The sequence below is a fragment of the Nostoc sp. DedQUE09 genome (assembly GCF_034530915.1).
Lineage (GTDB): Bacteria > Cyanobacteriota > Cyanobacteriia > Cyanobacteriales > Nostocaceae > Nostoc.
The window spans coordinates 66398-86214 of sequence record NZ_JAVRCE010000026.1 but is presented as its reverse complement, the minus strand read 5'-3'; the positions used below and the strand labels follow the sequence as shown (position 1 = coordinate 86214).

14 protein-coding genes are annotated in these 19817 nt (G+C 41.5%); 7 read left to right on the top strand and 7 right to left on the bottom strand.

Translation table 11 applies throughout. The features are described from left to right. Positions 1–213 precede the first annotated feature (213 nt). Both aepY and RMY27_RS17945 read left to right on the top strand, forming a co-directional pair. Entirely contained in the window at positions 214–1419 is a 1206-nt protein-coding gene (gene aepY, locus RMY27_RS17950) for a phosphonopyruvate decarboxylase (protein ID WP_322665449.1), read from the top strand. Between the two features lie 8 nt (positions 1420–1427). Next, positions 1428–2504 (top strand): 2-aminoethylphosphonate aminotransferase, encoded by a 1077-nt coding sequence (locus RMY27_RS17945; RefSeq protein WP_322665448.1) that lies wholly within the window; start codon positions 1428–1430, stop codon positions 2502–2504. Positions 2505–2578: 74 nt separating this feature from the next. On the opposite strand, the gene RMY27_RS17940 is transcribed toward RMY27_RS17945, so the two are convergent. Beyond that, a complete protein-coding gene (locus RMY27_RS17940) occupies positions 2579–3034 on the bottom strand; it encodes a cupin domain-containing protein (protein WP_322665447.1) in 456 nt (151 codons plus the stop codon). A 106-nt stretch (positions 3035–3140) separates the two neighbouring features. Next, on the bottom strand, positions 3141–3920 hold the full coding sequence (locus tag RMY27_RS17935; RefSeq protein ID WP_322665445.1) for a cysteine hydrolase family protein: 780 nt from the start codon (positions 3918–3920) through the stop codon (positions 3141–3143). A gap of 449 nt (positions 3921–4369) precedes the next feature. Between RMY27_RS17935 and RMY27_RS17930 the strand changes: the two genes are divergently transcribed. From RMY27_RS17930 to RMY27_RS17915, 4 genes are all read left to right on the top strand, one after another. Beyond that, on the top strand, positions 4370–5104 hold the full coding sequence (locus RMY27_RS17930) for a hypothetical protein (RefSeq protein ID WP_322665443.1): 735 nt from the start codon (positions 4370–4372) through the stop codon (positions 5102–5104). Between the two features lie 60 nt (positions 5105–5164). Then, entirely contained in the window at positions 5165–5395 is a 231-nt protein-coding gene (locus RMY27_RS17925) for a hypothetical protein (protein WP_322665442.1), read from the top strand. Next, positions 5392–5655, top strand: a complete 264-nt coding sequence (locus tag RMY27_RS17920; RefSeq protein ID WP_322665440.1) for a hypothetical protein — start codon at positions 5392–5394, stop codon at positions 5653–5655. Before RMY27_RS17925 ends, RMY27_RS17920 begins: the two co-directional genes overlap by 4 nt. Positions 5656–5870: 215 nt before the next feature. Continuing rightward, positions 5871–6725, top strand: a complete 855-nt coding sequence (locus tag RMY27_RS17915; RefSeq protein WP_322665438.1) for a hypothetical protein — start codon at positions 5871–5873, stop codon at positions 6723–6725. A 2-nt stretch (positions 6726–6727) separates the two neighbouring features. On the opposite strand, the gene RMY27_RS17910 is transcribed toward RMY27_RS17915, so the two are convergent. Continuing rightward, complete coding sequence (locus tag RMY27_RS17910) at positions 6728–12202, bottom strand: AAA family ATPase (RefSeq protein ID WP_322665436.1); 5475 nt, start codon at positions 12200–12202, stop codon at positions 6728–6730. Between the two features lie 235 nt (positions 12203–12437). Here RMY27_RS17910 and RMY27_RS17905 point away from each other — a divergent pair, with 235 nt between their 5' ends. Then, a complete protein-coding gene (locus tag RMY27_RS17905) occupies positions 12438–13646 on the top strand; it encodes a NupC/NupG family nucleoside CNT transporter (protein ID WP_322665435.1) in 1209 nt (402 codons plus the stop codon). A 73-nt stretch (positions 13647–13719) separates the two neighbouring features. On the opposite strand, the gene RMY27_RS17900 is transcribed toward RMY27_RS17905, so the two are convergent. The 4 genes from RMY27_RS17900 to RMY27_RS17885 form a co-directional block, all read right to left on the bottom strand. After that, positions 13720–15456 carry an ABC transporter ATP-binding protein gene (locus RMY27_RS17900; RefSeq protein WP_322665434.1) on the bottom strand — a complete coding sequence of 579 codons (1737 nt, stop codon included), beginning with the start codon at positions 15454–15456 and terminating at the stop codon, positions 13720–13722. A gap of 185 nt (positions 15457–15641) precedes the next feature. Then, entirely contained in the window at positions 15642–16859 is a 1218-nt protein-coding gene (locus RMY27_RS17895) for a lipid-A-disaccharide synthase-related protein (RefSeq protein ID WP_322665433.1), read from the bottom strand. Positions 16860–17613: 754 nt separating this feature from the next. Next, the gene (locus RMY27_RS17890) at positions 17614–18159 is read right to left on the bottom strand and encodes an RNA 2'-phosphotransferase (RefSeq protein ID WP_322665431.1); all 546 of its coding nucleotides are present in this window, start codon (positions 18157–18159) and stop codon (positions 17614–17616) included. A gap of 110 nt (positions 18160–18269) precedes the next feature. After that, positions 18270–19577 carry an amino acid permease gene (locus tag RMY27_RS17885; protein WP_322665430.1) on the bottom strand — a complete coding sequence of 436 codons (1308 nt, stop codon included), beginning with the start codon at positions 19575–19577 and terminating at the stop codon, positions 18270–18272. Between the last annotated feature and the right edge of the window lie 240 nt (positions 19578–19817).

Sequence of the window (19817 nt, the reverse complement as noted above, 5' to 3'; positions counted from 1 at the left end):
AAGTTCCGAGTTCTAAAGCTGAAGTTCCGAGTTCTGAGGTCAAAGTTCCGAGTTCTAAAGCTGAAGTTCCGAGTTCTGAGGTCAAAGTTCCGAGTTCGGAGGTTAAAGTTTTGAGTTCTGAGGTCGAAGTAATAATCTTTCCTATCAACTCTCCAGTCCCCAATTCCGCTTCCTCACTCGCTACTCCTTACTTTCCACCCTCCATCTATTAATATGATCCAGGCAGAAGAATTTGTAGAAGCTGCGCGTAATCTTGGTTTTGGGTGGTACACCGGTGTACCCTGTTCTTTTCTCACGCCTTTTATTAACTACGTCATCAATGACGTTCAACTTAAATATATCTCCGCAGCCAATGAGGGAGATGCAGTAGCGATCGCAGCTGGAGCCGCAATTGCTGGAAAACCCGCAGTAGTGATGATGCAAAACTCTGGTTTGGGGAATGCAGTTAACCCGCTAACCTCCCTCACTTACATCTTTCGGATTCCACTGCTGCTGATTTGTACCTTGCGAGGCGATCGCGTGTTGCAAGATGAACCGCAACATCAATTAATGGGGCAAATCACAGAGAAATTGCTGCAAACAATGACTATACCTTGGGAATTTTTTCCCACAGATGCAGCACAAATAGAACCCGTTCTGCAAAGAGCCACAGCCTATATGCAACAAGAACGCTGTCCTTATGCTTTAATTATGCGTAAAGGAGCGATATCTTCGATGGGCTACGCCAACGCCCCTCATGCCCTCACTCGTTCTTCTATCCCCGAACGAGAAAATAGTAATAGCGCTCATATTCAGCAAAGCTTTTTTCGCGATCGCAAAGAACAACGCATTTCTCGCAGCGAAGCATTAGCTCGGATTGTGGAACTTACCGATCCAGAAAACACTATAGTAATTGCCACCACCGGATATACGGGACGCGAACTCTTTGCTAGTAAAGACAGCGCCAATCATCTTTATATGGTTGGGTCGATGGGTTGCGCTTCCTCAATGGGATTAGGATTATCCTTAGCACGGCCAGACCTCAAGGTAGTAGTAATTGATGGCGATGGGGCAGCATTAATGCGAATGGGTAATTTTGCTACCATCGGCACTTATGGCGGTGCTAACTTGACCCATATTCTTTTAGATAATGAAGTTCACGATTCCACAGGCGCACAAGCCACCGTTTCTGCGGGTATATCCTTTGCCAAGATTGCGGAAGCGTGCGGTTACGGCGTGACATTAGCCGGAGATGACCTAGCGATTTTAGATGCCTTATTTACCGCAGATAGCGACACTAGACCTAAATTCGCTCATCTGAAAATCCGTCCCGGAACTTTAGAAAAACTACCCAGACCCAACCTCACCCCGGAAGCAGTTTTACAACGCTTTATGAACCATATTGGTTCTAACTGGCAACTCCTAACTCCTAACTCCTAACTTTGGTAATGATTTTACTAAATCCCGGCCCCGTCAATTTGAGCGATCGCGTCAGAAATGCGCTGTTGCGTCCTGATTTGTGTCACCGTGAGGTGGAATTTTCCCAACTTCAAACCAGAATCCGCGAACAGCTACTTCAAGTTTATGGTCTTGGAAGCGGCTGGGCAGCAGTTCTCCTCACCGGTTCTGGAACCGCCGCAATGGAAGCGATGATTAGTAGTTTAGTACCCACAAACGGGAAATTACTAGTCATTGAAAACGGTGTATATGGCGAACGACTATCCAAAATCGCTAAAATTCACGGCATTGATTACATCACACTTTCCCATCCTTGGGATGCCGAAATAGATATCAACGCTTTAGTCAAACTCCTGGATGAAAACACCGACATCACCCACCTTGCTGTCGTCCATCACGAAACTACTACCGGTCGCCTAAATAATTTAGCGGAACTTGCACCAATTTGCCAAGAACACCGCATCAAACTATTAGTAGATGCAGTCAGCAGCTTTGGTGCTGAGGAATTAAATTTTGCAGATTGGGGAATCACCGCTTGCGCTGCGACAGCGAATAAATGTCTGCATGGTGTCCCCGGAGTGTCCTTTGTCATCCTGCAACGGGGTGCACTGCCATCAGTAGATGCAATTCCCCGCACCTTATATTTAGATTTAGCAACCTATTACCAGCAGCAAGAACGAGGCGGCACACCTTTTACCCAATCAGTACAGACATTTTATGCCTTAACAGAAGCTTTGCAAGAAATGACAGAAGCAGGAGGTTGGCGTGCCAGATACAGCCATTATAACCAACTTGCTACCTTAGTCAGAGACGGGTTAGCCTCAATCGGAATTAAACCCTTACTTCCTCTTGGCAGTTCATCCGTTGTCTTGAACGCCTATTACTTGCCAGACGGTTTCAGCTATGAAGAATTTCACGACCAACTGAAAGTACGAGATTATATAATTTATTCTGGACAGGGAAATTTAGCTCAATTAATCTTTCGAGTCTCGACAATGGGAGCCATTACCCAAGCCGACATGGAACGCTTTGTTGGCGTTGTTAAACAAATCATTGGTAATTCATAATATTCTCTCGTTCCCATATTTCAGATGGGAACGATGAACGAGGAATAATTACGAATTACGAATTACGAATTATTTTAACAAGGCATCAAACCATCAAATCTCCCTATTACTGCCATATCTTCTTCATCTAACTCCGCCGGAATCCCACTGCGAATCAATTCCGAAAAGTCTTCATTGGGAATCATCACAGTCAACGTGTACAAGCGAGTAGAACCAGTATTTTTAATCAAATGAGTACCAGTGGGAGGCACTAATAAACTATCTCCAGCTTTGATCGTAGCACTCTTGCCGTCACATATAGCGATCGCTTCCCCTTTGAGGACGAAAAACATTTCCACCGCCCACTGATGGCGATTTGGGGGTGTTTGCCCACCAACATCAAAAATTTCTATGCAGCAAGTCAAAGAAGTATTAGCATTTGTCGAATCGAAGATAATTGCTAATCGATTCGAGGCGTCGGGACTGATGCGATATACTTGGTAATCTTTGCTAGATTTGATAACCGGAATTACACAACGAGTAGCGTACATTTATTTATCCCCTCTGAAGTTATCGATGGGTATGAAAATTTCTAAAATCCGAGTCCTGAATATTAACTCCTCACTCTTGTACAGACGCGATTAATCGCGTCTCTTATCACTCCTCACCATTTTGCAGCGCTGTTAAAATTCCTTGCGAGTCAGTGACAAAACCAAAGCATTGTTTAACATTATATAATGTCGCCAGCCAACAAAATTCAGGAGAAGTTGTCGCGGTGCAGTCTTTAACCAATACGCAGTCATATCCTAAGAAGTTGGCATCACATAAGGTAGTTAGCACACATTGATCGGCATTAACACCAGCAAAAAATAATGTTGTCCTTCCCAAATTCCGCAAGATACTATCTAAAGGTGTATCCCAAAACCCACTCATGCGGTATTTATCCACACAAATATCTTCGGGTATCTGTTCTAGCTCGTCTACTACTGCCGCAGCCCAACTACCTGCCATAAGTACTCTAGCACCATTGCTTGGTAGTGGATCGCCCAATCCCACACCTTCCCCTGTGGGATTATAGACGTGGCGCGAATTAGCACTAATATTGAGCAAGTCGGGACGATTCCCCCAATTTACCCAAATGACTGGAACACCAACCTCACGCAGTTCGGGAAGTAAGTTGTTCAAAGGTTCAATAGGCTGACGCGTTGGAGTTACGTCTACACCGATATGCGCTAACCAGCCATCAGGGTGACAGAAGTCGTTTTGCATATCAATGACGAGGATAGCAGTCTTTGCCAAGTCTAGGCGCAGGGTTTTAGTTTCTGTTGATAAGATAACGGGTTGTGGGGTCTTTTGAGGACGAGTGATATCTGCGATCGCATCATTCACTGTCCACGCATTTGGCGCAACTCCCAATGTCCGTAATGGTAAATTCATAAAATTCCAGTACCCAACACCATTTTCTATTTTGTAACTTGAAATTCCAGTCAAAATACAATTACTTAATCAAGGTTAAATATGGTGAACTACCTACACTTACCCGTAAGGAAAGTATAGGCTTCCCAATTCATTGGGGATTAGTAGGAGTTTGCCCCTTATCGTCCCCTTAATTCAAGATGAATCTCTCACCGCAGGTATGGTATCTGGGGAATCAACCCAAAATCATCTCGACGCAAATCTTGCTGATAATTATAATGTTGCAGTTAATGTGTATTTGGCAACTCTTGTGTGGAACGGTATAAAGCGCGAAGTCGCAGTACTGAGGATGGATACGTCGTCCGCTCATTGGAAGGGTACTACTTGAGGATTATCATCTCAGCATAGACTTTTGTGATGGATATTTTGTAGTCCTGAGTAAAAGCTAATTAAATCAAACTTGACTATTTATGAATGAAGAAAACAATCAGAATAAAATAAACCAACAACCACCAGTAAGCGATTCTAGCAAAAAAGAAGATAAAAATCGCAGAAATTGGTGGATTGAAATTGTTTCAGTAGCGGCAGTATGTTATCTGATATTTAGCCTAGTTAGCCCAATATTTATCGAACAAGGAAAACAACCAAGAAAGATAGAAGCTCCCGATATTATACTCATTGCCATTGTTTTATTGTTCAACTCCGGTTTGCTCAATCGACTAGAGGATTTTGGAATTTCTAAAGATGGCGGGTTTACAGCTAAGTTTAAAGAATTAAAACAAGAGGTCAATGAACAGAAAAAACAAATCGATGAGCTTCAAGCCCAACAGCTAGAACAACTAGGAAAACAGCAGAAAAATTTAGAACAAACACAAGCTTTTATGTTTGGTTTTTTGCTTGCCAAGAAGGATTATGAGAAGATCGATCAGCTTTATAAGCATTCTAAAGCAAAGACGAGTTATGACTTTTATGTATCAAACAATGTAGGTGATGAGTTAAGACGGTTACGAGATTTTAAATTAATTAAGACGAACTCTGGTTATATCAGTGATGTGGTTCAAGCGAGTAATTATGGTAAAAACTCAATAGATTTGACTAAATATTTTCATGTTACAGATTTAGGCGAACAGTTTTTGTTAACCCGTGAAGCGCTACAGTCTAACAGCCAGCAAGAAATTAAAAATGCTCAGGAAACTCCAAAATGAATAGAGAGAGGCGATCGGTGTTAGCTTTAAGAGCGAAGCGTTGCATGAGAGCAATTCACTATGTCGTCAGCAGCAATTACCACCGTGATCAAAATGATGGAGTCTTTACCCGTTGAAGTACAAGATCGGATTGCAGAGCATCTGCGGGAATACATTGACGATCTACAAGATGAAATTAGATGGAATGAATCGTTCCAGAGAACACAATCAAAACTTATTGCTGCTGCCAAACAAGCTAAACAAGAAATTGCAGAGGGACAAGCCACTGCAATGAACTACGACCAGCTATGAAGTCAGCAGTACTTCCTTCCTTTTGGTTTGAGTATCGACAGTTGAGCAATGAAATTAGGCAAAGTGCCAGGAAAGCATATCGGCTTTGGGCAGAGAATCCATTTCACCCGTCTTTACATTTCAAGTGCATCAACAGTCAGGAGGGGATTTGGTCAGTAAGGGTAACACGAGGCTATCGAGCACTTGGAGTTTTGGAAGGAGATACAGTGACATGGTTTTGGATCGGTAGTCATGACAATTATGAGCGTTTCTTTGGGTGAGTCTGTATATTTAGTCCGATTTTTTTATGAGTTTACCCAAGAACAGCATCGCAAGTATAATCTGCCAGCCGATTCATGTTGATGAAGATCCTGATGAACCCAATGCTAGCTAACAAATCACTGCACCCGATCGCCTAGAAGTTATATCCTGGGTATTCAATATTATCTGCCACCAGTTATCTTGGTCGTTATGTCGTTGTGTGTATCTTTACATAGTGAGTACATTTCAAGATTGGTTCTGGGAAATCAAAGAGTGCGGACAAGGCCCTCATTACTATTTCAGTGCCACTTTTGCTCCGTCTGATGCTGAACGCCTTGCTGCTTTGCTGCGCCAGCATCCACTGTCAGGTTTTGAACGTTGCCACTTTGTTGGCAAATTAATCAATGCACCATGCGGAAATTCCAATACTCCAGGTTCTTACGATTTGTATGTTGACCAGAGAAACTATGCTGAAGTAGTGTCGGGTATACAAAGAGATGAACCTATAGTTACTGTTGCACACTATGTCTGGCAAATTATTGGTGTTTGCGATCGCAATTTTGGCATTGAGTCTGGTTATGGTGGGATAACTGGCACAGATAACCAAACTGACACCTCGCTGATTGTAGCGCTGGCGCAGTCACCAGAACTCACCTTAGTTGATTGGAGAGTCGTTTCTGGGGGAGACGGTTACGCATCGGTGTTTTTTAGAACTGGCACATCAGCCGCAGAATTGCTGGCTTACTTGCAGATGCAGCCAGAAAAGCCTGACTTTGTACAAATAGAAAAAGAGTTACGTTTAGCTTTATCAGATCCAGCATTGTCTAAAATTTATCGTTTGGGCGAGTGTAAAATCAATGGTTGGCAGCTAGAAGCGATCGTTTTGCATAATATTGAAAAAACCACAAGCTATGGTGGCGAAGGATGGGACATGACACCACACACCAGTGAGCTTTCTAAAGTCGCCCAAACTGTTAGCGATAAGTGCCAGATTCCGGGTTGTGCAGGGGGTGCTGCACACGCGCCAAATGACTTCTACACACTCATTGGTAGCCATCTTAGCTTTGGCTACCCGCGCCAAGAGGGGTAATTTTAAATTGGAATTTGAATCACAAATTCTGTACCCTCTCCCTGTACAGAATTAACATCTAAAGTACCGCCATGTTTTTCTACAATAATTTGCCGAGCGATCGCTAATCCTAATCCTGTACCTTTACCGACAGATTTAGTTGTAAATAAATGGTCAAAAATCTTTTGTTTGACTTCATCAGACATTCCCATCCCATTATCTTGAATGTAAATTAAAACATGATGTTTGTCTTCACTAAAACAAGTTTTAATCTCGATTTTATTATTAATGTCGTGAAAATTATGTCCAATATTGGACTCCTCTAGAGCATCAATGGCATTTGCCAATAAATTCATAAATACTTGATTCAGTTGACCAGGAAAACATTTGACTAAAGATATATCTCCGTATTTTTTTACAACTTTAATCTCTGGATGTAATTCTGATGCTTTTAAGCGATGCTTCAGAATCAAAACTGCACTGTCGATACCATCATGAATATTAAAAGCAACTTTGTTTTCTGTATCTGCTCTGGAAAAAGTTCGCAAACTATTGCTAATACTCCGAATTCGATCTATTCCTAATTTCATCGAAGAAATCATTTTTGGCAAATCTTCTCGGATATATTCTAGGTCAATTGCTACAATTTCTTCTTCAATTTCTACACCCGGATTTGGGAACTTTTCTTGATAAAGCTCGATGAGGTGAAACAAATCTTCAACCAAATCAACAGCAGGTTGGATATTACCTGCAATAAAGCCTACAGGATTGTTGATTTCGTGGGCTACACCTGCAACTAAATTACCTAATGCTGACATTTTCTCGTTTTGCACCAGTTGTAGTTGCATTTGTTTTAAATCTGTAAGTGAGTGTTCTAATTGTTGGGCATTCTCTTGCGATCGCTGATAAAGAGAAGCATTTTCTAAGGAAATGGCAGCTTGTGAACACAATAGATTTATTACTTGGAGTCTATCATGAGTGAATACTCCAGCAATGAGATTATTTTCTAAGTAAAGTATGCCGATTAACTTCCCTTGATGGAGAATAGGGGTACACAGCAAACTCTTGGGTTGTTGTCGGATAATGTAGGAGTCAGAGGTGAAGGAATTTTTCACAGTCGCATCATCAACTACCAATGTTTCTAAAGTGCGTTTGACATAGTTAATTGCGGTTAGAGGGATAGCTTGGCTAAACTCAATGGGAATAGATTGCAGAATAGTTGGCTCTTTCTGGAATGTTGCGATTGCTTCGATCGCCCAAATATTATCCTTGAGTAAAATTAAAACAGATTTTTTGGCTCCGGTATTCTCCATCACCACTTGCATTAATGTTGACAACAACTTTTCTAAATGAATTTCGCTAGATAGTGCTTGAGAGGCTTTGAGAACACTTGCTAAATCTAAAGCTTCGGAAATGCTGGTACTAGTGGATGAAATTGTCATACCAGCATTAAAAGTAGACAGAGGCATTTGATTATGGAGGGTAGATGCTATTTCTGTGGGATTGACGCGAATTGTTTCCCATTGGAGAATCGGTGCGAGTAATTGAGGATAACGTTTTTCTAAGTCATAAACTTTGGCTTTTGCGCCCCAACGAACATAGCAGTAGTAAGCGTTTGTCAGATATGTTTGGGCAATTTGTTCTTTACCCCATCCTAAATAAAATTTGGCGGCGAGTTCCTGAGCGAGAGCTTCTTCTTGGATATATTCGTTTTCTTTTGCTCCTTGAATGGCGCGATCGTACATTTCCATTGCTTGGATATATTCGCCAAGAATGCGATAGCGTTCAGCCTCTACTAGGTGAAACTTATGTAAATGATTCATCGGCGCATGATGCGCCCAATTCTGCATTTTTTCCTGATTGGTTGTAACCCGTTTTAAAATAAATGCTTGCTCATCTTCAGAAGCATTATAATACACGGCTAATTGGCTCAGAGAATCATAAAAATGAAATAAAGGAACAATAATACTGCCAATCAGACTATCTAAATAATTCAGTGCTATTTCAGCATTTTCAATCGCATGAGTATACTCACCAAATAAATAGCAAAGAATTAATTTATTAAAATACAATGAACAAATCATGCTTTTGTCATGACTTTGGTAATGAAGTGGTAACATGATTTCTTCATTGTAAGCGTCACCGATTAAACGGCAAGGATTTTCATTTTTTGAGAGCAAGTTAAGTACTACCTGCCGATACAGTTCATTTCTAAGTAACGATGGTTCTTGATGAAGTTGTGCAAGTGCTTGACTATAATTCGCTATTATTTGTAGTACACAAGATAATTCTTTACCAGCCAAATATGAATTCAAGCAATAAATAAATGCACAGTAACCAGCAAATTCTAAATCTCCTGTTTCTAGTCCGGTAGAATAGCCTAATTGGATAGGATGTAAAAGTTCTCTAACGTGATTTTTCCAAGAATTCAAAGAGCCATAAACAACTGCATAAGTCTTAGCTATGAATTCTTTAGCATTCAGTTTATCTAATAATCTGAGAGTCAGTTGACCGAATTGATAACCAGATTCAACATCTCCCAGAAAAGTATACAGAATCAGTCCATAACATGAATATCCATAGAGAGAATTAGCAGTATTTCCATACTTGAGGGATAAAATAACCTGTTTGAACAATATTAGGGGATAGAGTTCTGGGATAACTAAATAAGCAGCAGCAGCTATATTTGTCAATATATTCATAGCCGCTAACTTATCTGGCTCCGTCATTATTTTTAACTCTAGTAAGTCTTCAATGGATTTACCCTCTAAAGCTAATTGTGTCTCCTGTAGTCCACGAGAAATATCTTCTGGTTTTGGCTGTTCTGGTAGTTCTATGTCCAATAATTTGAGAACTTGGAGTCCCGTTTTTATCGCCTCCCACATTCTATTTTGTGCTACCTGAGATAATATTTTTGTTTCGTAGGCTTTGACTTGATCGCTCAGTGTTTTGCCATTTTCTAATATTACTTGTACTAATTGCTCCATTTGTTCAAAATTACCATTTAGATGAGCTAACTCGGCAGATGTCGAGTACAGTGCCAAAGCCAAATCATACTGATATTGCCAACAATCTTCTGTGAGTAACCTAATACCAAAATTTGTATATTCTATAGCGGCTTCATAAGCAGTCGAAATCTTCGCTTTATGACTTGCAGTTAGATTTAATTTTGCCAGTTCTTCTCGTTCTTCTGACTGAGTAACTAGTTCAACTCCCAAATTTAACTGATTAACTAATTTAAAGAGATATTCTTCGCGCTGTTCAAGGGAAATATTCTTCAAAATTAATCGTCCAATTTTGAGGTGTACTGTCTGTTTTTGGTCTTCGGGAATTAGAGAATAAGCAGCTTGTTGAACGCGATCGTGCAAAAACTTATAGGAACAGGAGCCAGAATCTAACATCCAAAAATCAGAAGCAATTAGAGATTCTCCTGACTCCTGTTGATAAAACTTGTAAACTTCAGTTGTGGGGATGACCAAACCTTCTTGCAAAGCTTTCCATAGGTCTGCTGCTGTCTCTGATAGAGATTTTTCATGGACAATTGCGAGAGTTGCTAAGTCAAACTGATTATCAATAGAAGCTGCAAGCTGCAAAACTTTTTGAGTTGCTTCTGGTAACTTCTGCAACTGAAGCACCATAAACTCTACCAAATCATCAGTAAATGCTAATGCTCTAACCTGAGCAATATCACATTGCCAATGACCCATATCAAAGTTATAGTTAATTAACTTCTCTTCGTGCAAAGATTTGAGAAATTGATTAGTGAATAATGGGTTTCCTTGAGTTTTCTGATATATTAAATCTGTGAGAGTTTGGGTAATTGCTAAGTCACATTTAAGAGTATCATTAATTAGATGATTTACATCTGTGCGATTAAGATTTGTTAATGCAATAGTATTAAGACAATCTCTAGATTTATTAATCTCTTCTAATGTCAATATTAACGGATGCCCTGGATAAACTTCATTATCCCGATAAGCACCAATCAATAACATATAGTGAATTTCAGCTTCATTCATCAGCAATTGTATCAACTTTAAAGATGCTGAATCGGCCCATTGTAAATCATCAAGAAACATCACTAAAGGATGCTCCTTGGTTGTGAAAACTTGGATAAATTTCTGAAACAGTAAATTGAAACGATTTTGTCCAGCAGTCCCTGGAAGTTCAGAGGCTGGCAGTTGTTGCCCAATAATTTTTTCTAGTTCGGGAATAACTTCGATAATTACCTGAGCATTTTCACCTAAAGCTGTTAAAATTGCGGCTTTCCATTGTTCAAGTTGAGCATCGCTTTCACTAAGTAATTGCCCCATTAAATCTCGAAATGCTTGTACAAAAGCTCCCAAGGGAATGTTGCGTTGGAATTGGTCATATTTCCCTTTGATAAAATAACCCCGTTGTCGCACAATGGGTTTATGGACTTCGTTAACAACGGCAGTTTTACCAATACCAGAGAAACCTGCTACTAAAATCATTTCTACCCCCCTTAGTCCCCCCTTGCTAAGGGGGTATTCTGGGGGGTGAGCTACTCTATCAAATGCTGCGAGTAAGCTTTCTACTTCTGCTTGCCGACCATAGAGCTTTTCTGGGATGATGAAGCGATCGCAAATATCTCGCACTCCTAACTCAAAAACATCAATCCTGCCAGTTTCTCGCCACTGACGCCAGCAAATTTCTAAGTCATACTTCAACCCCAATGCACTCTGATACCTATCTTCGGCATTTTTCGCCATCAGTTTGCTGATAATTTCAGACAGAATTGGGGGAATCTCAGGATTGAGACTATGTACCTGTGGAGGAAGCTTTGCTAAATGACAATATACCAACTCCATCGGTTCATCAGATTTGAAAGGTAACTCTCCGGTGAGGAGTTCAAAAAAGGTGACACCCAAGGAATAAAAGTCGCTGCGGTAGTCAATTCCCCGGTTCATTCGTCCGGTTTGTTCGGGAGAAAGGTATGCTAATGTCCCTTCTAGAATATTTGGATTAGTCAGAGTTTGCGTTTCTCTGGAAAGTAAGGAGGCGAGACTAAAATCGATCAGTCTTATATCTTTTGTGGTGGGGTTAATCAAAATATTGGCGGGTTTAATGTCTTTGTGAATCACCCGATTGTGATACAATCCATCAAGAATTGAGACAATTTGCAAAGCAATGTGAAAAAATGTCTGCAATCCATCAGCAGTTCTCCCCATCCCCTTATCTTCCCACCTGGCCATCTCTGCTTGGAGAGAAATGCCACCCAAATCTTCCATAACTAAGGCATAGCTGTTTTGATAGTTCTCTAGACTATAAGTTTTGATAATGCCATCAATATCTAGATTTTTCGCAATGGTGTACTGATTGCGGAATCGCACGAGTTCATAAAATGTGGGATACTCGCGCCGCAACAGTTTAATTACTACCGGCTTTTGATCTGATTCTCTAATACCACGATGCACTAGGGTTTTAGATCCCGAATAAATTAGTTCATGTATTTGATAACCGGTTAGCGCCACCATAGTTCTCTTTTCCCTACAAGGTTAATTTTTTCCTGTTTACATTGATTGTTCCTATTAATACAAATGTGCTTAAGGTTTGGGAAGACTATTTTGTAACAAGATATGAATGTGCAATCGCTAAATTCTTATTTACAGCATCAAAACTCTAGTAATTGACTACAAAACCACAAATAAAGGCAGATTTTGTGTATGCTCTGTGACTAAGTGCCTTAACAATACCTTTTCAGGAGTAAACATGGAACGCGCCATCTCTGCATTGGGAATTTTAGTTTTTCTCAGTATATGCTACGCCTTCTCTGTTAATCGTCGTGCGGTACGTTGGCGAATAGTGGCGTGGGGTTTGGGATTGGAGTTTGTGTTTGCACTAGTGATTCTTAAAACTGCTTGGGGTTTAAATGTGTTTAAATCTCTGGGAGATATTGTTGGTCAATTTTTAGCATTTTCTGATGTTGGTGCAAAATTTGTCTTTGGAGAAAATTTTAAAGATCATTTCTTTGCTTTCCAAGTGCTGCCGACAATTATCTTTTTCTCTGCTTTCATCAGCGTCTTGTATTACTACGGTATTTTACAGCGAGTCGTAAATGTGATGGCGTGGGTAATGATGAAAACGATGAAAACTTCGGGTTCTGAATCTTTATCCTGTGCAGGTAATATCTTTTTGGGGCCAACAGAGTCGGCGCTGATGGTAAAACCTTACATAGCGAGTATGACGCAATCGGAACTCCATGCCGTGATGACGGGTGGTTTTGCCACAATTGCGGCGGGAGTACTAGGAGCATATCTCTCCTTTGGCATCCCAGCAGAACACCTAATTGCTGCTTTTTTTATGACTGCTCCCACATCATTGGTGGTATCAAAATTACTTTACCCTGAAACAGAAATATCAGAGACGGCTGGTAAAGCAAAAGCATATATAGAAACTAATTATGTAAATGTAATTGATGCTGCTACTACCGGAGCAATTGACGGCGTGAAGCTAGCGGTTAATGTTGGGGTGATGATTATCGCCTTTTTGGGGTTATTAGCTGCCCTGAATGCACTTTTAGGATGGTTAGGGGCATTTGTGGGCTTACAGCAACTCTCATTACAGTGGATTTTGTCTTTTCTCATGGCTCCCGTGGCGTGGCTAATGGGCATACCTTGGGCTGATTGTCGGCAAGTTGGGGCTTTATTGGGTACAAAAACAATTCTCAATGAGTTTATTGCTTTTTTGGATTTGAAGGCACTAATTGAAAGTGGCAAAATCTCTCAACGTGCAGTAATTATTACAACTTACGCATTATGTAACTTTGCAAATATCGGTTCAATTGGCATTACCATTGGCGGCATTGCAGGGATAGCACCTAATCGGCAGCATGACTTAGCTCGCATGGGTGTAAGGTCGATGATTGGCGGATTGTTAGCGGGTTTTATTACCGCTTGTATTGCTGGGATGTTGATTTGAAAAATGTTAGAGAGACGCGATAAATCGCCGTCTCTACAGGGAATTTATCCATCAATTATTTATTGACAGACTACTATTCATCTGTAGAGTAGAACTGTTGGGCGTAAAAACGGGCATACCGTCCTTCCTGAGACAGGAGGGAGGTGTGAGTACCAGCTTCAACCACCTCTCCTTGTTCGATTACGAGAATGCAGTCAGCCCGACGAACGCTGCTCAAGCGATGGGCAATAATAAACACGGTACGGTTTTGCATCACTCGTTCTAGTGCTTCTTGAACTAGTGCTTCTGATTCAGAATCGAGGGCAGAGGTGGCCTCATCTAGGATGAGAATTCGCGGATCGTTGGCAACTGCTCTGGCGATCGCTAATCTTTGGCGTTGTCCTCCCGATAGGTTAACTCCACGTTCGCCCACCCAGGTATGATAACCCTGAGAAAACTGGGTGATAAAGGAGTGAGCGTTGGCAATCTTTGCTGCTTCCTGAATCGCTGCTAAATTTAATTCTTCTTGACCGTAACCGATATTTTCAGCGATCGTTCCCGAAAAAAGCGTAACATCTTGGGGAACAATGCCAATTTGATGGCGCAAGCTGGTAAGTGTGACATCACGGATATCAATATCGTCAACCAGAATTTGACCCCTCTGAGGGTCATAGAAACGAAGTAAAAGGTTAATTAACGTCGATTTGCCGGCTCCAGAAGAACCAACCAAGGCAATGACATCACCAGGAGAAGCGTTTAGGCAGAGATCCTTAAGCACTGGCTGGCTGGGATTGTAGGCGAAATCAACGTGACGATACTCTACCTTGCCCATAACTCGTGGCATTGCCTGAGCATTCGATTTTTCGCTGATACTAGGTTCTTTCGCCATCAGTTCAAAAATGCGTTCAACAGAAGCTTCGGTCTGTTTGTACTCGTTGTAATTGCTAATCAGCATGTCGATTGGCTGAATCAGTATAGCCACAGCAGCTAAGAAACTGATAAACCCTTGAGCTGTCAGCTGATTCTGAGAAATCTGCCATCCTCCTAATAAAAACAGCAGTATAATACTAACTGCTTCCAAAAAACCGACAACGGGAAACTGAATGGATTTGAGTTGTAGAGCGCGATACTTCGCTTGGCGATTGATTTCTGCTTCTTTATTGAATCGCTTCACTTCATATTCTTGGGCTGCAAAAGCTTGAACTACACGAATCCCGCTAAATACTTCAGTTAGCATCGCCGACAAATTGGAAACCTGGTTTTGGCTCTGGCGAGATAGCACAAGCAATCGCTGACCAAATTCCCCGATTAACCAAGCCATTAAAGGAGCCAAAATCAAACCCGCAAGAGTGAGCGGCCAATTCAAGTAGAGCATGTAAATGGGAATTGCAATTAACTGCAACAAATTGGAAAGAAACTGATGGGATAACTTGTCCACAATTTCGCCAACGCGATCAATATCTTCAGTTAGGCGATAAGTCAGGTCTCCTGTCTGTGTGGTTTCAAAGTAATCTAATCCAAGTTTGTGCAGGTGAGCATAAACCCGCTTACGCAAGTTTAAAACCATATTCAGGGCAGCAGCGATCATAAAGACATTCTGCCCGTATTGACAAAGCCCTCGAACCAAAAATACTAAAGTAGCCAGTCCGAGCCAGTAGGCAATCTGGTTTACATTTCCCTGGCCAAGATAAAAAGCGACCTGACCTGCTAAATAGGGCACTGCTAGGGTGAATAACACAAATCCTAGAATACAAGCCAATCCCCGAATTAACAGCGACCATTGGGGCCACAGATAAGGCAACAGTTGCCAGTAACTAGAGCGGACTTTCATAGGTAAGTAAGAATTCAGGAGTCAGAAGTTTGGAGTTTGGAGTCAGAATTCAGAATTTAGAATTCAGGAGTTACGAGCAAAGCCAGAAATGCTCCGCCTCCGGTCAGAATTGAGGTGTATTACGGCGTTAGCCTACCACACCATGTTACCCAACCGTGCCGACTCCTGAATTCTGACGTAATATTCTACTCAGTTTCTCCTAGAGAGTTTAGTAGAAAGCGGGCAATTCTCTCAGATGCGCCGGGTGGGCCAAATCGCTCAGGGCCATTTACTTTGCACTTAGCGAGGTAGTCTGAATCTTCTAAAGTTTCGACTACTCGTTTAGCTGCTTGCTTGAGAATCTCAGGGGTTGCTGGCTTAGTGCCGATGGTTTGAGCCGAAATGCCCGACAGCCGCGTTTGCGCTTCTGCAAATTGATAGGTAAATTGAGGGCCCTCTCCGGGAATCTGGATGATCGGTTTCCCCATCGCTACAGCTAAATCCACTGCCAACCCTGCCATGCCAATTACGAGGGTAGAGTAATACAAGATATCACTGAAGGCATCTGAGTAACATCTCACTTCTACAAGCGGTGATTCTTCAGCAGAAGTTCCTGGAGGAAAATAACTGAGTATGCCTTGATTCAGTTGCCAACCTTGACTTTTAGCAATGTCGTCTAATTGCTCCATCAAATTTGGTACTAAGGCGGCGCGAAACTGGAATCCTGATTCAGGCATCACTTTGGCGATTTCTACTACCAGTTGCAACTGCAAACTGAAATTTCGCGCGGCTTCCGGCATCCGCGATCCTGGTAAGAGTGCGATCGCAGGAATATCCGGTTTCAGGTACAAGTCTTTGCCAGTGGGGACAACGCGATCTAAAGCCGGAATCCCACCAAACCTAGCCTTAGCTATACCTTGCCGTTGGAGATCGGAAGCTGTATAGGAATCTCTAGTAAAAACTGCCAGACATCGAGAAGAATTAAGGTCGTGCCACAGCAGTGGATTGATACGCAATTGCCCTTCATAGAGGGCAGAAAGACAAGAGATAAACGAAACGAAGGGACGCTTTGTTAAGTAAGCAAATGTTTGGGAGACAAAATCCCCAGTAGACATAATTAAATCGCAGTTAGGAGCATACTGCAACACCGCTTGTAATTGTCGCCACGTTAACCCAATCAATCCCGATTGAAAATCTTTGAGCATATAGAGGCGCTTCATGTAAAAGAATCCGCCAGAGGGCATTGTTTGTGTGGGCCCAATTATGGGAATATCCAAGCTGCGGTAAGCTCTTCCTTCACCCACAATCGGCATTGCCGCCATCTCAAGAGAAGGACACAATTGGCGCAGGGTCTGAATAACATGAGAGGTATGGTTGTCCTCTCCGTGGCCGTTACTGATAAACAAGATTCGCTTAGAAGGCATCTTGGGGTTTGGATAAATCTAAAATGTTTGTTTGGTGAGATTTTTAACCTACATTGGGTGAGTAGGCTAAGAGATTGATAGTATTTTTACTATTGAGAGTTTGTAATTTTATAGACAAATCTACAAAGTTACTTTTTCTGTTGTAAACCGGAATGGAATTACTCCTAATCCCTGTTTTGCAGACGCTAATCTATCAGAGAATACAGTATTAGGAGTACAAGCGCTATGGGTGAATGGCACTAAGAAAAGCCCAATGGCTTATGTTGTCTTGTTCCCAGCCTGGAGGCTGAGAATGTATTTAAAAGAGCCTCTGTCTATTAGACTTCTTGGCATTTGTCGGGAAAAGGGGAATGGGAAAGGGGGAAAGGTTTGTTATTTTCCCTTTCCCCTTTAACCTTTACCCTTTTCCCCTCTCTTGCAAAAGTGCTTTTTGCAAGAGACTCCATGAGCTACGCTCACAAGGAACAATGAAAATGTCTTTTCCTCCTGCCTCACTTCGACTACGCTCAGTGGCCACCTGCCTTCTGCCTTATTTTCAAGGCAGGTCTATTGTCAAGCTATTGGAGACGGAGCCTTCCAGAATAGGTTCCCAGCCTCCAGGCTGGGAACCAGGCAAAGCAAGGGCAGTATTTTAGTGCTATTCCGCTATGGGTACATTGATCTGAGTTCAATTCCAATATGCAGTAATTGCTGCAACTTCTAGATTATGTAACTACTTGGCAAATATCGGTTAAATATTCTATTTTGTTAAAATTCAAATTCTTTGTAGATACTCAGGTGGCACGCGATCAACTAACCAAACACCATTAGCAGAACAATAGAAGATGTAACCTGCCTGATGCATTGCCGCAGTATTTACAGCAAAAACCACTGGTTTTCCATGTCTTGCACCAACAGTTTCTGCTGTTTCTATATCCTTTGATAAATGGACATGATGTCGCGACATTTTGCAAAGTCCTGTTTGCAGAATTGACTCTACAGATTTGTGTCCTGTGCCGTGATAAAGCTCATCTGGAGGAACTACAGCTTCTAGTTGTAAATCGACTTTTACACTATGTCCTTGGTTCGCACGAATAAGATTACCTGTAGAATCAAAAGAAAAGCGTTGCTTCTCGTTGGATTCAACTACCACCTGTAATTCTTGGCGGGTAATCGGAAACTTATTTTGAGCGCAAGCGGTAAGTAAGTCATCAACAGCAACCCAACCACCAGGAGCAAGTTTAATGCCAATAGCATCCGGTGTATGTCGCAGATATTTGCTGAGATATTTGCTGATTTTGACCAGTCGAGAATCACTCATTTGATTAAGTAGTCATTTGTCATTTGACTCTCGTGTTGCAGTTTGATTGTAGTTAATATATTTATACTACAGCTATAGTTTTTTGTAGCACATAATTTTTATTGATGGTTTTATTTGGTGTAAATTGACAGAATTTGTCTTCCGATCATAGCTAATGCCACTCCAACGATCGCAATGAGTGTCACCTTGCCGCCAGGAACAAGTGGTTGATTTGTGCTATCTGAGTTTTCACGTTGCTTCCAACTCATTAACGCCGGAATAATTCCACCTAAAACTGAAATACTAAATGTTCCAGTGTAATCTAGGGCAGTAAAAAAGATGCTGGGGTTAAGCGTTCCGAGAGTCATCGGCGGGAAAAGAACCAGGGAATAAAGGGGTAAGCGGCTAGAAAGTTGCCACTGTGTAGGTAGGAAAATATCTTTGAACAAATCCAGTAATCCGTACACAAATCCAATGAATGATGTGACGATCGCAAACTCTGAAAAAATGGATACTAGCACTCCTAACCATTGCCCCGCGCCACCTGCTCGGAGAATCTGTAGTGGATCAAAAATACTTGTACCATCAGAAGTGCTATGTAGAATATCGGGACTGACGCTTCCTAAAATTACGGCATTCCACGCTAAGAACATAATTAAAGGAATCACAGAACCAATAAAAATGGACTGACGAATTTTGCGGGCATCCCCTTCGAGTTGCGTCACAACTAGCGGCACAACGTTTTGGAAAAACAGCGCTACAGACATCACTGAAATGGCACTACCAAGGGCACTCCAGTTTTGAAATAATAGTTGGGCACTCTGAATATGCCTTCCTCCTATAAATAATAGTCCTAAGAAGGAAACGATGACAATTCCGACAAAGGCGCTGTTTAATTTCTCAATAAACTTTTCTCGCCCAAGATACATAATGCCACCAAATAAGAGCGTGAAAGTCGTTGTACCCACCCACGTAGGCAATATCTGCATACCCCAGACTTTTGCCGCCGCCGCTCCTAAAATCTCTCCACCTTCGGTGATGTATGCTACCAAGAGAGCATAGTGCATAAATAAATATGCACCGCCAGCAATACGCGCTCCCACCTTACCAAGGATCTTCTCAACAACTCCTAAAAAACCTATACTTGAAAGCCCTTCTGTTCGCATCGTGTTTAAGCTAACTTCTGCAACCAATAACCCCGAAACTAGAGCATAGAGCCAAACTGCAATGAGTCCAGATGTGGATGGTACAATCCCAGATGGCAGCGTAACGGCTGGTAGAGCGAGAATCCCAGCCCCAACGGTGGTTCCTGCAATCAATGCAGTACTTCCAAAGACACTACCCGGTTGATGATTGAGTTTTTTTCCATCAAATTCGAGATGAGAAAACAACCGAGTGACTTGCTCTGAATTTTTTAGAACGGTCTTTATGGGAACCATACTGAATATCCGTACCTAAACCAAATAATATTAACATATGTAAATATTATTCGTAAAAGCCCTGATATTCTTGGTTTCTCAAGCAGATTTTTTTGCTAAATAAGCGATCGCTCACATCAACCCCATTACCAGAAGTGCAATTGCAGTAACTATTTATACCAAATATTTATAAAATCAAACTAATAGATAAATTTATAGCTAGACTTATAGCTAATAGATAGATTTAAAAAATAACAGAGC

Coding starts and splice junctions, on each gene's coding strand:
- RMY27_RS17945 (WP_322665448.1), top strand. CDS start 1,428: ATGATTTTACTAAATCCCGGCCCCGTCAATTTGAGCGATCGCGTCAGA.
- aepY (WP_322665449.1), top strand. CDS start 214: ATGATCCAGGCAGAAGAATTTGTAGAAGCTGCGCGTAATCTTGGTTTT.
- RMY27_RS17885 (WP_322665430.1), bottom strand. CDS start 19,577: ATGGTTCCCATAAAGACCGTTCTAAAAAATTCAGAGCAAGTCACTCGG.
- RMY27_RS17935 (WP_322665445.1), bottom strand. CDS start 3,920: ATGAATTTACCATTACGGACATTGGGAGTTGCGCCAAATGCGTGGACA.
- RMY27_RS17925 (WP_322665442.1), top strand. CDS start 5,165: ATGTCGTCAGCAGCAATTACCACCGTGATCAAAATGATGGAGTCTTTA.
- RMY27_RS17910 (WP_322665436.1), bottom strand. CDS start 12,202: ATGGTGGCGCTAACCGGTTATCAAATACATGAACTAATTTATTCGGGA.
- RMY27_RS17930 (WP_322665443.1), top strand. CDS start 4,370: ATGAATGAAGAAAACAATCAGAATAAAATAAACCAACAACCACCAGTA.
- RMY27_RS17940 (WP_322665447.1), bottom strand. CDS start 3,034: ATGTACGCTACTCGTTGTGTAATTCCGGTTATCAAATCTAGCAAAGAT.
- RMY27_RS17905 (WP_322665435.1), top strand. CDS start 12,438: ATGGAACGCGCCATCTCTGCATTGGGAATTTTAGTTTTTCTCAGTATA.
- RMY27_RS17890 (WP_322665431.1), bottom strand. CDS start 18,159: ATGAGTGATTCTCGACTGGTCAAAATCAGCAAATATCTCAGCAAATAT.
- RMY27_RS17900 (WP_322665434.1), bottom strand. CDS start 15,456: ATGAAAGTCCGCTCTAGTTACTGGCAACTGTTGCCTTATCTGTGGCCC.
- RMY27_RS17895 (WP_322665433.1), bottom strand. CDS start 16,859: ATGCCTTCTAAGCGAATCTTGTTTATCAGTAACGGCCACGGAGAGGAC.
- RMY27_RS17920 (WP_322665440.1), top strand. CDS start 5,392: ATGAAGTCAGCAGTACTTCCTTCCTTTTGGTTTGAGTATCGACAGTTG.